Raw genomic sequence first — 13,293 nt, 5'->3', positions numbered from 1 at the left:
ATAATAGCTTTTAAGTTTATTTGGAATTTCATGTGTGAAGATCATATTTGCAGGCACACCAGAATTTGCAGCGACTGCATTGGCTGCGTTGCTTAGAACCGAACATGAAATTGTGGCGGTCTATACTCAACCTGACCGCAAGGCCGGACGTGGACAAAAGCTCACGGCATCTGCGGTGAAGCAGTTAGCGCTTGAACACAATATTCCGGTTTATCAGCCTTTACATTTCAAGTCATTGACTGAAGAAGGCCTTGCAGCGCAAGCGGAACTTAAAGCCTTAAATGCAGATGTGATGGTAGTGGCGGCTTATGGTCTGATCCTGCCACAAGTGGTTCTGGATACGCCAAAATATGGTTGCCTGAATATTCATGGTTCGCTGTTGCCACGCTGGCGCGGTGCAGCCCCGATTCAACGTGCCATTGCTACCGGTGATACCGAGACCGGTGTAACCATTATGAAAATGGCGGCCGGTCTGGATACCGGGGATATGATGTATAAAACACGATGTCCGATTACTGCCGAGGATACTTCTGCCAGCCTGCATGACAAACTGGCGCTGCAAGGTGCTGAGGCGATTGTGGCCGTGCTTGAATCGGAACAGACCTTACAGCACTATCTTGAGACTCGTCAAGTTCAGGATGAAAGCCTGACGGTTTACGCGCATAAACTGACAAAAGCCGAAGCTCAAATTGACTGGACCCAGCCTGCGGCAGACATTGACCGTAATATTCGCGCTTTTAATCCTTGGCCGGTGGCATTTACTCCACTGGATGACAGCAGCAATTTACGCATCTGGAATTCATCACTTTCCACGCAAAAGACAAGCAATGCCCTCCCTGGTGAAGTGATTGCCCTGGATAAAGACGGCGTGCATGTGATGTGTGGGGATCAACATGCCATTTGCATCACCAATCTGCAATGGCCAGGCGGCAAAGCCCTGAATGCTGTTCAAATTAATCAAACTCAAAAACTATCGGTAGGACATAAATTCGCATGAGCCAAATTCAATCATCAGCTAAAAACTTGAATTTGCGCGCGCAAGTTGTAAAAACCCTATTGGCTGTACAAAACGGCCAATCACTTGCTTCTGTACTCAATCAACATATCAACATCGTGTCTGAACGTGACCGTGGTCTATATCACGAGTTAACTTTGGGCTGTTTACGTCAGTGGCACGGCCTGAAAGCCATCACCCTGCCGCTCTTAACCAAACCTCTCGATAACCAGGCGCTAGAAAGCTGCTTATATTTGGGTTTGTACCAGATTCTATGTACCCGTATTCCGGCGCATGCTGCAATTTCAGAAACCGTCACTGCTGCCAAACAGCTGGGCTTTGAACCTTTAAGCGGTCTGGTGAATGCCGTTCTGCGTCGTGTTTCACGTGAAACAGAAGAATTTGATCTGGCTTTAAATCAGGCGCATGGCCTGCCAAGCTGGCTTTACAAGCGTTTAAAGAAAGACTGGCCGGAACAGCTTGCCGAACTGTCACATGACTTGAAACAGATTGCACCACTCACCTTGCGTGTCAATGTCAATCAGGTCAGCCGTGATGAATATCTGGAAATTCTGGAAGAAGAAGGTTATGAAGCACGTGCCTGTACTCTTTCTGAAGTTGGCATCGTGCTGGAACAGAATGTCCATATTCCAAACCTGCCGGGCTATGAAGCCGGCGGTTTCTCGGTTCAGGATGAACATGCTCAGCTGTGTGCGACCTTGCTTCCTGACCTTGAAGGCAAAGTCGTGGTTGATGCCTGCGCCGCTCCGGGTGGTAAGACTGCGCATATATTGGAAAAATATAGCCCGAAAAAACTGTATGCCATTGATCAGGATGCCAGACGTTTAGTCCGTGTGGCAGAAAATCTGGAACGTTTACTATTAACTGAATATGCCGACGTTGAAATTATCGCGGCTGATGCGATCACTTGGACAGCACCTGAGTCGGTGGATTGTATCGTGCTAGATGCACCATGTTCCGCAATTGGTGTGATCCGTCGTCATCCGGATATTCGCTTGCTACGTCACTCTACAGATATTCCGCAAACGGTACATCTGCAAAAGCAGATTCTGGAAAATATGTGGCAGCAACTGAAAGTTGGCGGTACGTTGCTGTACATCACCTGTTCAATTCTAAAAGCCGAAAACGAACAGCAGATGGTCGAGTTCTTTGCTCAACATGCCGATGCCAAAGAAATCAAAATCGAAGCCGATTGGGGTATCGAACAGATTCATGGTCGTCAGTTGTTGCCGAAAGCAGATCAAGGCGACGGTTTCTTCTATTGCCGTATAGAAAAAACTGCATAAGTCATGTGTTTAAAATGAAAGGCAGCGCAAGCTGCTTTTTTTATGGCGCGTGATTTAGTGAATATATGGCTTATTGAATAAACTTAAAAATCACCAGACTGCTGGCCAATGCCGCCATGCCGCTCACCAATCCATAGACTGTTTCATGCCCTTCAGAATAGCGCTTTGCCGTCGGCAATAATTCATCCAGCGCCAGATAAACCATCACCCCGCCAATCACCCCAAAGATCAGACCATAGACGGTTTCACTCATATAAGGTGCCAGAATAAAATACCCGAGCGCTGCCCCTAATGGTTCGGCCAGGCCCGAAACCAGACTGGCCCAAAGGGCATAGTCTTTACGGCCGGTGGCCATATATACCGGCAAGGCAATTGCCACGCCTTCTGGTACATTATGAATCGCAATTGCCACCGCCAACGGCGCGCCCAAAGCAGGACTTTCTAGCGTGGCAAAAAACGTCGCGAGTCCTTCCGGCAGGTTATGTGCGCTAATCGCAAACAGGGTCAGCATGCCGGTACGCAGTAATTGGGGTGAACTAACGCCCTTGGCAGAATGGGTTTCAATCGTGTCATGTGGATTCGGCACAAAGCGATCCAGCAATAACACCAGAACTACGCCCAGTAAAAAAGCAAAAGTGCCAAAGGCAAAACCGGTTTTTTCATCAAAATCTAGGCTAAAGGAAGCGATCGATTTGTTCAGAATTTCGGTTAAAGAGACATAGATCATGGCCCCGGCAGCAAAGGCCAGACCAAAGGCCAGCAAACGGAAATTAGGTTTTTTTAAGAATAATACCAGTCCCCCACCCACCACGGTGGCCAGCCCGGCAAATAAAGTCACGGCAAAGGCTGTATAGACTTGTCCATCTGAAACGGAAATCATGTCAAAGCATTCAGCCATTAAAAAAGTCATTATCATCAAGGATGATAATGACTTCCGTTTATGGTAACAGTAGGTTTATGTGAAGATTTTTAGTCTTCTGGTTCTTCCGGATTCTTTGCCAGATGAATCACAGCCAGTACCAGACCACCCCATAATAAAACGATAGAGATGATCATCATGATTAGTGCAGATGTATTCATAGTCGCTCTCCTAGCTGTGACGATCTTTAATCAGGCTGAATAGAATGGCACCCAGAATAAAGAATGCCATTACTCCTCCACCTACCATCCATAGGGTACTGGCAGCATAGCCACCATAACCTTCTGCCATGATCGATTTCAGGGTCAGGCCCAATGCCAGCAATAATGAGAAAGGCGTGATCACCGTTAGCATGAAGTTCCAACTGGCACCCAGTTTCACGCTGGCAAACTCATTCACATGGCCTTCCAGCTGTTTCATTAATGGACGACGGAACCAGGACAACAGAATAATCGATAACAGACCACCACCAACAATACCGATGTTATTGGCAAAGTAATCGATGATATCGACAAAGGTAATGGCACTATGTGTCGAGAACATCAGGGTAGAAATCACTGCTGAACCACCCGCAATAATGGTCACTGACTTGTTCTTTGACCAGCCCAGTTTGTCCTGGAACGCAGCAATCGGAACTTGCAGGATACTGACCATGGAGGTAATACCCGCCACCGTCAATGAACCAAAGAACAGGAAACCGAACAGGTCACCACCTGCACCTAAACTGGAAATGATTTTCGGAAACGCAATAAAGGCCAGACCAATACCGCCAGATACCACATCTTCAACTTTCGCACCTGAGCTGAATGCCATAAAACCAAGCGCGGCAAAGACACCAATACCCGCCAGAATTTCAAAAGACGAGTTGGCCAATGCCACCACAATGCCTGAACCGGTCAGGTTAGTTTTGCGTTTCAAGTAAGAGGCATAGGTCAACATGATCCCGAAGCCCACTGAAAGTGAGAAGAAGATATGACCAAAGGCCGCTAACCAGACTTTATAGTTGGCCATCGCTTCCCAGTTTGGCGTGAAGAAAGCATTTAAGCCATCGACTGCACCCGGTAAACGGACTGCCTGAATCACTAGGATCGTGAATAAAATCACCAGCAATGGCATAAAGATTTTATTCGCCAGTTCCACCCCACGGCGTACTCCACCGTAAAGAATCAGCATGACTGCTGCCCAAACTACCACCAGACCAAAGAACAGCACAGGTACAAAACCGAGCGTCAGACCCTCACCATTTTGCAGGTAAGTATTGAAGAAGAAGCCTTGGGTATCTGTGCCCCACTGCTGTCCAAAGGAATAGAACATATAGCTGCCAGCCCAGGACAAGACGCTGGCATAGTAAATCCCGATCACCAGAGTGACCATGACCTGCCACCAACCCAGAGATTCGGCATTCATGAGTTTTTTATAGGCCATAGGCGGTGCTTTACGGAACTTGTGCCCGACCGCATAGTCTAAAAACAATAAAGGTAAACCTGCTGCGAAAATCGCAATCAGATAAGGGATCAGGAATGCCCCGCCACCATTTTCATAGGCAACATAAGGGAAACGCCAGATATTCCCCAAGCCAACGGCGGAACCAATCGCTGCAATAATGAATCCTGATCGTGCGGACCAATTCTCACGAGTTTCTGTCATAGAACACCTAAACTTTTAACCCCTTTAGATGCTGCTTGTTATGGTTATGGCGCAAGCAAAAAAAGAAGCATTTTCAATAATTTTGGGTGTTTGAATTAGAGGGCACCTTGTGGGCGTCGAATTCTAATGTACAAACAGGTCAGCAAGTCTTACATCTTGCTTAAAGTCTGATCGAAAAACTGACCTTGTAGATGATTCAACAATACTGACTTTTTTAAATTTTTTCTGTAAATTCTGCTTAAAATATTCGTTATTTATAATCTATTCGAATTAAGCGTTCAATAATTCTCCGAAATAGGCCAGATTAAACAAGTTATATATTGACAAACTTTTTGGAATATATTTTTTCTTAAGTTTTACTACAGGGTCGCTGTTTCAAAAAATGTATTCCAAGACCCCAATCCAGCATCTGTTTTTAGATCATTATTTGATAATGAAACGGCTCATACTAAGGCACGTGACCAAACTGTGATATGGGAAATCAAAGTCTCTCATGGAACTTTAACCTCTTTAAATATCACAAGCAGATTTAAAACCAGCCACCTGTGATATCGAAGCGATGAATTGAATATTCTGAACCTAGGCTTTAATCACCAGCATGCGCTCTTCCTGCATGTCGCGAATGGCTGACTGAATTCCTTCACGACCCAGACCTGAATCTTTGACCCCGCCATAAGGCATATTATCGACTCGGAAAGACGGAATATCATTGATAATGACACCGCCGACATGCAGATGATCCCAGGCATACAGCATCTTGTTCAGATTCTGAGTATACACTCCAGCTTGCAAGCCAAAACGGCTGCGGTTGATACAGGCAATACCGGATTCGAAATCAGCATACGCTTCCAGAATTGCCACCGGGCCAAAGGCTTCATCACGGTAGATTTCCAGACTGTGGTCTACATTTTCCAGCAAGGTCGGTGCGAACATCACACCATTCAATTCGCCTCCAATCAGGATTTTCGCGTCTTTTTTCACGGCTTTATCCAGCCATTTTTTCAGGCGTTTGGCTTCATCTTCCTTGATCATCGGACCAACCAAGGTTGTGCTCAGATTCGGATCAGTGGCTTTAATCGTTTTCAGTTTCGCCAGCAGTTTGTCCTTCACTTCAGTATAAATCTGCTGATGCACCAAAATGCGTTGCACACTGATACACACCTGTCCGGCGTGGTTATACGCCCCACCAATCAGACGATTAATCAAGGCATCGTTAATTTCGGTATCCGGCTCAATCATGACGGCAGCATTGCCACCCAGCTCCAAGACCACTTTTTTGCGTCCGGCACGCGCTTTCATATCCCAGCCTACGGCATCGGAACCGGTAAAACTGAGTAATTTAAAACGCTCATCAGTGACCAGTAGATCGGCCAGCTCTCGCGGACAGGGCAAGACCGAAAAAGCGCCTTGCGGTAAATCGGTTTCCGCCAGAATTTCGGCAATTTTTAAGGCAGAAATCGGGGTCAGACTCGGCGGTTTCAGCACAAAGGGACAACCGGCTGCAATCGCAGGAGCAATTTTATGCGCGGTCAGATTTAAAGGAAAATTAAACGGACTGATCAAAGACACCGCACCAATCGGCACCTGTTTCACAATGCCCTGATAGCCGGATGCTGCTGCAGTCACGGCCAAAGGCAGCATACGTCCCTGATCAATCTGGGTCACGGCATCTGCGGCAATCTGGAAAGTATTAATCAGACGTTCAACTTCGGCTTCGGCTGCTTTACGCGGCTTGCCCCCTTCTGCAATCAGAATTTCGGTCAATTCTTCATGAATCTCACGAAAACGGCGTACACAATGCAATAGAATTTTCTGTTTCTGGAACGGCTCCAAGGCGGCCATTTCAGCTTCTGCATCTACGGCAGACTGAATCGCCTGTTCCAGTATGTTGGCATCTGCCAAGGCGACACGGGCATACAGTTCGTGGTTATATTTATGCTTGACCTCTAACCATTCACCCGTCTGAACGGCCTGACCGGCGACATATAATGCATACTCTTTCGTTTGTTGTGTGCTTCTCGCTACCATCTTATTGTCCTGCAAAATCCAAGGATATACATTTTTGAAATTCTCTATATCATGCACTTGCTACTCCATATTAAGAAGATGTTTTTAAGTAACCAGACACCTCCAATTTTAATAAAGCTTTAGGGAATAGAGCCATGCGCGCAAAAATACTCACCACCTTATTCTTCGGTTTTGGACTCAGTACGCTCAGTCATGCAGATGTAATCGGCGTGAAAGCAGATCTCAGTTACTGGGATTTTGACGGCTATAGTCAGGATAACAATTTCAAGCATGAGCTAGATCGACAAGGTACAGCGCAGCTATCTGTCGCTGTAGAACATCCTGTGCCATTGTTACCAAATGCCAAGATTAAATATGTCAATCTGGACAGCAATAGCGAACAGAGTTCTCTTATCAATGCCTCAGAAATTGAGCTGAACAATATTGACTATATTCTGTATTATGAATTGCTAGATACCATTGTGCATGCGGATATAGGTGCAGGTTTAACCAATCTAGATGGTACGGTAAAAAACCTGACTGCCGGCGCTTTCACTCAATACGATCTGGATGAATATAGTCCACTGCTCTATGCAACAGCCGGAGTTAAATTGCCATTTACCGGTATGAGTGCCAAAGCGGAAGCAGTTTACAGTCACGGCAGTGATACCCGTAAGACCGACGTACAGGCGGAACTGCAATATGATTTCATTGATAATCTGCTGGTCGATGTCGGTGCCAAAATCGGTTATCGCATCATGCAGGTAGATTTTGAGCAGGATCAACGTCCAGACTTACAGCTGGAATTTAAAGGTCCTTATATCGGTCTAGATATACATTTTTAATGCAATACAACCGGTTAAGCCTACAAAGCTCAATTTCTCTGCGCTGATGTAAGCCAAAGCGTACAGCAATAACCGCAATCTGCTGCTAGTGCGTTACCGGGATGTGTATTACTTTATAAACATAGAGAGCAGGATGCTCCGAAGACCTAAAAACAAGAAGAACATCGCAACACCAGGACGTGAGGTACGACAGGAGTTATACCTAAATCACGAGATACGAAAAAGCCCCGACAGGATGTCGGGGCTTTTTTTTCTGCCTATTATTTTATTTATCATTGCTTAACAGTTCCGAGCTAAAACTCCAACATTGTAAGAATCCCCTTGTTGTTAAGCTAAAAATCCTCACATTTTTTGGGAACAGCAATCATGGTAAAAAAGGTCCTCTTTATTACATCTAATCAAGGCATTGAACATGATGAACTCACTGAGCCTTTAAATTTTCTAAAGTCCAAAGGTTTTGAAGTGATTCATGCTGCCGAAAAAAATGAAGATGTCGCGACGGTCAAAGGTGATACCAAAGCTGCCACCCAATATACGCCGGATACCAGTCTTGAACACGTCGATCTGAATGATTATGATCTTTTGGTGATTCCCGGCGGTACAGTCAACGCGGATACCTTAAGAATCAATCAGGATGCGCAAAAAATCATTCAGCATTTTGCCGACAATCACAAACCGATTGCCGCGATCTGTCATGGGCCATGGACTTTGATTGATGCACAGCGCATTAAAGATAAGAATCTGACTTCGTATAAGAGCATCAAACTGGATCTGGAAAATGCTGGCGGGAAATGGGTCGACGAAGAAGTCCACCGCTGCAATACAGGTGACTGGGTACTGATTACTTCACGCAATCCGGACGATTTACCGGCTTTCAATGAAGCGATCTTAAAAGAGCTTGAAGGCGAAGCTGCCTAAGCTCCTACACTAAAAAAAGAACCTCAGCATTGAGGTTCTTTTTTTATATTCAGACACCTCCGGCCAGACTTTTCAGATAAGCCACCACCTCTTTATTGCCTGCCATTTCAGCCAGCTCTAAAGCAGTATTTGGACTGCGATGGGCAATATCTGCGCCTTTGCTAACCAAAAGTTTGACCACTTCCAGATGATCATTTTCAGCGGCAGCCTGTAAGGCGCTATAGCCTTCTTCATCGGCAGAGTTGACGTCCAGGCCTTCCTGTAGTGCCTGCTCGACCTGTTCAACATCGCCTAAAGATGCCCAATACACCAGTTCAGGAAGATGCAGTTCATCATCATCTTCAGGGATTGGGGAGAATGAATTAAGTTTCATACGACGATACCCTAAATAATTTAGTAATAATTAAACATTGTACAATTTAAATCTCAAGTTTCTTTAAGTGCTCTTATCCATAAATATTTGTCATCGACTTTTCTCTCAGATTTTAATAATTTCATTTCAGGTATAAATAATTCTAGTTCGTTTTTTAAGTTTTCAATTTTTTCTTCTTCTAAATATGGTGCCTCATCGTATAACTTTAATAATTTCTCAGGATAGTCATCAATTTCAAGTAAATGTAACTTACTTAAATCATTTTGGAGGTATGTAGAAATTTTAGATTGCTTTTGAAGAAGATCAGTATAATAAGAAGATGTTGAGGAATTAATTGGTTGAGGAATTGCCCTAATCTGATTATCTAATTCTTTAGTTTTCTCACTTAAAGCAGCTCGTAAGCTCATAATTTTTTTAAAACTTAAATCCATACATAAGGTTTTAGCCCAAGGTTTTAAAACTTCCTGTATATCTTGTTCATTAGACCCGGTTTTTTTCATTATTTTTCTAATATCATCAGCAAATTGAATGAACTTTTCCGGTGTGGGAGCTCCATCAAATCTACCAATATTACTTTGAATTTCAACAAGAGTTTTAGCTGTTATAGCGGTCATTTCTTTAAGATAAATTAATGCATTATCAGCTTCCTCTAATTTTTTATCTAATTGTCTAGTTTTAGCTTCTACTCCTAATCCTTTTAATGACTTAAATCGGTCAATTGTTGCAGCAAATAACAATACCAACCCTGCTGTCAAAGAAGTAATCGCAATAGGTGCATTACCGGAATAAGAAGACCAAGTTCCTACACCTAAATTGATTAATCCAGCAATTAGCAGAAACCAGTTCGTTAAATTAAATAAGAAGCACTTATTCACTGATTCCCAATATTTTTTCATTATTTTTCCTACTTACTTATTATTTAAGATATTAATCTTTAAAAATTTTATAGACAATGAAAAGCCCCCTTTCGGAGGCTTCTTATTTAAAAACTCAGCTTTAAGCTTTAGATACTGCTGGTTCAATTGAACCAATCTTTTCAGATTCATTGTCATGCATGATCAATGCAACAGCAATTGCAGTAATCAGAACAGGTAAACCAACTGCCATAAAGTTAAAGTAAGCAGGCAGGTTCATACCCAGTAAGCCACCGATCAGGATTGGGCCTACAATCGCGCCCATACGACCAATCGCAGAAGACCAGCCAATACCTGTCGAACGTACCGCAAGTGGGTAGAACTGCGCAACATAGCTATATAGCAACATTTGCGAACCAATCGACGCTGCACCTGCCAGGAACACCAGGATGTAAAGTAAGAATTGGTTAGATGCAAAGCCCATTGAGCTCATCACAATTGCACCCATCATACCCAGGAACATTAGCACCGGTTTCAAGTGGAAACGATCCGCAAGAATACCACCACCGACAATACCCACAACCGCACCAACGTTCATCACCATCATGAACATCAAGCTGTTGTCCATCGAATAGCCAGCTGCCATCATTAACTTCGGTAACCAGCTGCTCAGTGCATACATGGTTAACAGACAAGTGAAAAACGCGACCCAGAACAGTAAAGTATTGACCGCACGACCACGACGGAACAAGCTCACCACGTTAGCGGCTTCAGGCACATTTTCCTGTGGCAAAGTGAAAGTTGTATTCTCGGTAACTGTCAGATTTGGCGCCAAGCGACGTACAATACGACGAGCTTCTGGCTGCTTGTTCTGTTTCACAATAAATGCGAGCGACTCAGGCAGGAATTTCCAGATCACTGGTAATAAAAACAGTGGAATACCCGCGATAAAGAACATGATTTGCCAACCAAAACTTGGGGTAAACCATGAACCCAATAACGCAGCCATTACGCCACCGACCGCATAACCACTAAACATGGTGGTCACCAGCGTACTACGCATTTTTTGTGGGGCATATTCCGAAGTCAATGCCACCAGGTTTGGCATTACGCCACCAATACCAAGACCGGCAAGGAAACGTAAAATACCGAATTCGGTTGGGTTTGAAGCAAAGCCGCCGGCAAAAGTTAAACCACTAAATAATACAATACAGATCATGATCACTTTCTTACGACCGATCTTGTCCGCGAGGGAACCAAAGATCATCGCACCAAACATCATGCCGGCCAGTGCGGTACTTGCAAGCATTCCAGCCTGCACTGCACTTAAGCCCCAGTCTTGCATCAATAACGGTAAAACTACACCATTGATTGCGAGATCATAGCCATCAAATAAGATAATGAGTAAACACCAAGCAACTACATTGAAGTGGAAAGGCGTGAATTTCGCATTATCGACTACAGAATTTACATCTATTTTTTCCGTTGTCATCGTTCTCATCTCCCATGAGTACTTGTCCATAACATCTTGTTGAAGACTGAAGTCAATCTTCAATGTCAGGCAATATACGCAAGCAGGATTTAAGGCACAATAAGACTAATTGATATTCTGCTATGCTCTCGGAAATGTCATTTATTTGCGTGATATGTCACACTATTATTAGTATAAACTTTTGAATAATTGATGTTTATTTTTTAATTCGTCCAATATTTAAGCTCTTTTAATCCGCTTATTCTTTTGACCAATTGAATATTGATTTAATTTCATACTAAAGATATGAAAAAGCCCCTTTAAGTAAGGAGCTTTTTAACTGAGTAGGTCAATTACGAGAGTTTAAATTTTAGCTGTTTTTAATTTTTTCACCATCACGCGACCAGGTTGTGGCTTACGAATCATTGAAATAGCGATGATGCCAATAATACCTGGCATTGCCACTGCGATAAAGTTCCATTTATGTGGTAACTCCATACCAAGCAGCATACCAATCACGATTGGGCCAACAATTGCACCTGTACGCCCTACAGCAGAAGCCCAACCAATACCAGTAGAACGTACTGCAACAGGATAGTATTGAGCAACATAGCTATATAACAAGATACTGGTACCAATAGATGAGGCACCTGCTAAACTGACAAGTAAATAAATAACAGGGGTTGGAGAATTAAAGCCCAAACCAACCAAAGATAGTACACCGACAGTTAACATACTCATAAGAACAGGTTTAAAGTCAAAACGGTCTGCCAAAATACCGCCGCTAATAGTTCCGATCACGGCACCAATATTCAGCGCTAATAAGAACATTAAACTGCTACCTAAAGAATATCCCGCTGCCATCATCAGTTTTGGTAGCCAGCTTCCAAGTGCGTAAAGCATGAGTAAGCACATAAAGAAAGCAATCCAAAATAAGAATGTTCCTGTGGCACGATTTTCTGTAAATAAAGCTTTTACTGATGCACTTTGGGTCTGATCACCGCTGGCTAGAACCAGTTCAGTATCTGCTTGTATGTCTGCAGTTGGCTCGACTTGCTTTATAAAACGACGTGCTTCATTCACTTTTTGTTCTTTAACTAGGAAAGTTAAAGACTCAGGTAAGAACTTCCAAAAAAATGGAACAAAAAGTAAGGGAATACCTGCAATGAAGAACATAATTTCCCAACCAAAACTTGGTGTAAACCATGTACCGCATAATGCAGCCATAATACCGCCCACGGCATAACCACTAAACATGGTGGTTACCAGTGTGCTTTTTAAACGTTTAGGTGCATATTCAGACGTTAGAGCGACTAAGTTTGGTAATACACCACCAATCCCTAAACCAGCAATAAAACGTAAAATACCAAATTCTGTTGGATTAGTGGTAAATCCACCTAAAAATGTAAAAGCACTAAATAAAGAAACACAAATCAAGATAACTTTTTTACGACCAATTTTGTCTGCAAGCATCCCAAACAGCATGGCTCCAAACATCATGCCAGCGAGTGCTGTACTTGCAAGCATGCCTGCTTGAACAGCACTCATGCCCCACTCTTGCATAAGTAGAGGCAGAACGACACCGTTAATTGCTAAATCATATCCGTCAAATAGGACAATAAACAAACACCATAATACAATGCTTAAGTGAAATTTAGTGAATTTTGCCTGATCAATCACATCATTCACACTTACAGTGTTTGCTACTCGCTTCATGTTTTCTGCCATTTTTACTCACCTCCTGTGAGTTTTTTTCGTTGTTTTCAGCACGACACATGACCCTAACTCTTATTTATTATTTTTAATGATTCTTATCGCCATGTCTTCGCAACAACTTAGTTCAACACAGCTACTTTTCATGCAATATCCGACTAAAGTCTTACTTATTCCTTAAAAATCTAAACCCATGAGTCTAGTTTTTAATCAATATTCAACAATTCCAAGAGCTATTTGACCAA

General features: G+C 43.4%; 12 protein-coding genes. 4 read left to right on the top strand and 8 right to left on the bottom strand.

Annotation, left to right across the window (positions count from 1 at the left end):
* Positions 1 to 34 precede the first annotated feature (34 nt).
* Together fmt and rsmB are read left to right on the top strand one after the other, a co-directional pair.
* Complete coding sequence (gene fmt, locus MWG72_RS12475; RefSeq protein ID WP_247144174.1) at positions 35 to 997, top strand: methionyl-tRNA formyltransferase; 963 nt, start codon at positions 35 to 37, stop codon at positions 995 to 997.
* Positions 994 to 2,301: a 16S rRNA (cytosine(967)-C(5))-methyltransferase RsmB gene (gene rsmB, locus MWG72_RS12470; protein WP_247144173.1), complete on the top strand. Its 1,308-nt coding sequence runs from the start codon at positions 994 to 996 to the stop codon at positions 2,299 to 2,301. The genes fmt and rsmB overlap by 4 nt, the downstream gene beginning before the upstream one ends.
* A 70-nt stretch (positions 2,302 to 2,371) precedes the next feature.
* On the opposite strand, the gene zupT is transcribed toward rsmB, so the two are convergent.
* The 4 genes from zupT to MWG72_RS12450 form a co-directional block, all read right to left on the bottom strand.
* The gene (gene zupT, locus MWG72_RS12465) at positions 2,372 to 3,181 is read right to left on the bottom strand and encodes a zinc transporter ZupT (protein ID WP_005108262.1); all 810 of its coding nucleotides are present in this window, start codon (positions 3,179 to 3,181) and stop codon (positions 2,372 to 2,374) included.
* 89 nt (positions 3,182 to 3,270) lie between these two features.
* Positions 3,271 to 3,381, bottom strand: a complete 111-nt coding sequence (locus MWG72_RS12460) for a methionine/alanine import family NSS transporter small subunit (RefSeq protein WP_004647694.1) — start codon at positions 3,379 to 3,381, stop codon at positions 3,271 to 3,273.
* A gap of 10 nt (positions 3,382 to 3,391) precedes the next feature.
* A complete protein-coding gene (locus MWG72_RS12455; RefSeq protein ID WP_247144172.1) occupies positions 3,392 to 4,867 on the bottom strand; it encodes a sodium-dependent transporter in 1,476 nt (491 codons plus the stop codon).
* 579 nt (positions 4,868 to 5,446) lie between these two features.
* Positions 5,447 to 6,895: an aldehyde dehydrogenase family protein gene (locus MWG72_RS12450; RefSeq protein WP_247144171.1), complete on the bottom strand. Its 1,449-nt coding sequence runs from the start codon at positions 6,893 to 6,895 to the stop codon at positions 5,447 to 5,449.
* 134 nt (positions 6,896 to 7,029) lie between these two features.
* On the opposite strand from MWG72_RS12450, the gene MWG72_RS12445 reads away from it, so the two are divergent.
* Together MWG72_RS12445 and MWG72_RS12440 are read left to right on the top strand one after the other, a co-directional pair.
* Positions 7,030 to 7,719: a TIGR04219 family outer membrane beta-barrel protein gene (locus tag MWG72_RS12445; RefSeq protein ID WP_085064399.1), complete on the top strand. Its 690-nt coding sequence runs from the start codon at positions 7,030 to 7,032 to the stop codon at positions 7,717 to 7,719.
* Positions 7,720 to 8,085: 366 nt separating this feature from the next.
* A complete protein-coding gene (locus MWG72_RS12440) occupies positions 8,086 to 8,637 on the top strand; it encodes a type 1 glutamine amidotransferase domain-containing protein (RefSeq protein WP_005245514.1) in 552 nt (183 codons plus the stop codon).
* A 49-nt stretch (positions 8,638 to 8,686) separates the two neighbouring features.
* Here the strand turns inward: MWG72_RS12440 and MWG72_RS12435 are convergent, their stop codons facing one another.
* From MWG72_RS12435 to MWG72_RS12420, 4 genes are all read right to left on the bottom strand, one after another.
* On the bottom strand, positions 8,687 to 9,010 hold the full coding sequence (locus tag MWG72_RS12435) for an ankyrin repeat domain-containing protein (protein WP_247144170.1): 324 nt from the start codon (positions 9,008 to 9,010) through the stop codon (positions 8,687 to 8,689).
* Positions 9,011 to 9,063: 53 nt separating this feature from the next.
* The gene (locus MWG72_RS12430; protein WP_247144169.1) at positions 9,064 to 9,906 is read right to left on the bottom strand and encodes a hypothetical protein; all 843 of its coding nucleotides are present in this window, start codon (positions 9,904 to 9,906) and stop codon (positions 9,064 to 9,066) included.
* Between the two features lie 100 nt (positions 9,907 to 10,006).
* Positions 10,007 to 11,356 (bottom strand): aromatic acid/H+ symport family MFS transporter, encoded by a 1,350-nt coding sequence (locus MWG72_RS12425; protein WP_004647700.1) that lies wholly within the window; start codon positions 11,354 to 11,356, stop codon positions 10,007 to 10,009.
* A 342-nt stretch (positions 11,357 to 11,698) separates the two neighbouring features.
* Positions 11,699 to 13,063 carry an MFS transporter gene (locus tag MWG72_RS12420; protein ID WP_004728947.1) on the bottom strand — a complete coding sequence of 455 codons (1,365 nt, stop codon included), beginning with the start codon at positions 13,061 to 13,063 and terminating at the stop codon, positions 11,699 to 11,701.
* Positions 13,064 to 13,293: the final 230 nt, after the last annotated feature.

The organism is Acinetobacter lwoffii, assembly GCF_022967985.1.
Lineage (GTDB): Bacteria > Pseudomonadota > Gammaproteobacteria > Pseudomonadales > Moraxellaceae > Acinetobacter.
This window is presented reverse-complemented; position numbering and strand designations above follow the sequence as displayed.

What these genes read in the sequence shown, in the direction of transcription:
- rsmB (WP_247144173.1), top strand. Translation starts at nt 994, where the DNA reads ATGAGCCAAATTCAATCATCAGCTAAAAACTTGAATTTGCGCGCGCAA.
- zupT (WP_005108262.1), bottom strand. Translation starts at nt 3,181, where the DNA reads ATGATTTCCGTTTCAGATGGACAAGTCTATACAGCCTTTGCCGTGACT.
- MWG72_RS12460 (WP_004647694.1), bottom strand. Translation starts at nt 3,381, where the DNA reads ATGAATACATCTGCACTAATCATGATGATCATCTCTATCGTTTTATTA.
- MWG72_RS12455 (WP_247144172.1), bottom strand. Translation starts at nt 4,867, where the DNA reads ATGACAGAAACTCGTGAGAATTGGTCCGCACGATCAGGATTCATTATT.
- MWG72_RS12450 (WP_247144171.1), bottom strand. Translation starts at nt 6,895, where the DNA reads ATGGTAGCGAGAAGCACACAACAAACGAAAGAGTATGCATTATATGTC.
- MWG72_RS12445 (WP_085064399.1), top strand. Translation starts at nt 7,030, where the DNA reads ATGCGCGCAAAAATACTCACCACCTTATTCTTCGGTTTTGGACTCAGT.
- MWG72_RS12440 (WP_005245514.1), top strand. Translation starts at nt 8,086, where the DNA reads ATGGTAAAAAAGGTCCTCTTTATTACATCTAATCAAGGCATTGAACAT.
- MWG72_RS12435 (WP_247144170.1), bottom strand. Translation starts at nt 9,010, where the DNA reads ATGAAACTTAATTCATTCTCCCCAATCCCTGAAGATGATGATGAACTG.
- MWG72_RS12430 (WP_247144169.1), bottom strand. Translation starts at nt 9,906, where the DNA reads ATGAAAAAATATTGGGAATCAGTGAATAAGTGCTTCTTATTTAATTTA.
- MWG72_RS12425 (WP_004647700.1), bottom strand. Translation starts at nt 11,356, where the DNA reads ATGACAACGGAAAAAATAGATGTAAATTCTGTAGTCGATAATGCGAAA.
- MWG72_RS12420 (WP_004728947.1), bottom strand. Translation starts at nt 13,063, where the DNA reads ATGGCAGAAAACATGAAGCGAGTAGCAAACACTGTAAGTGTGAATGAT.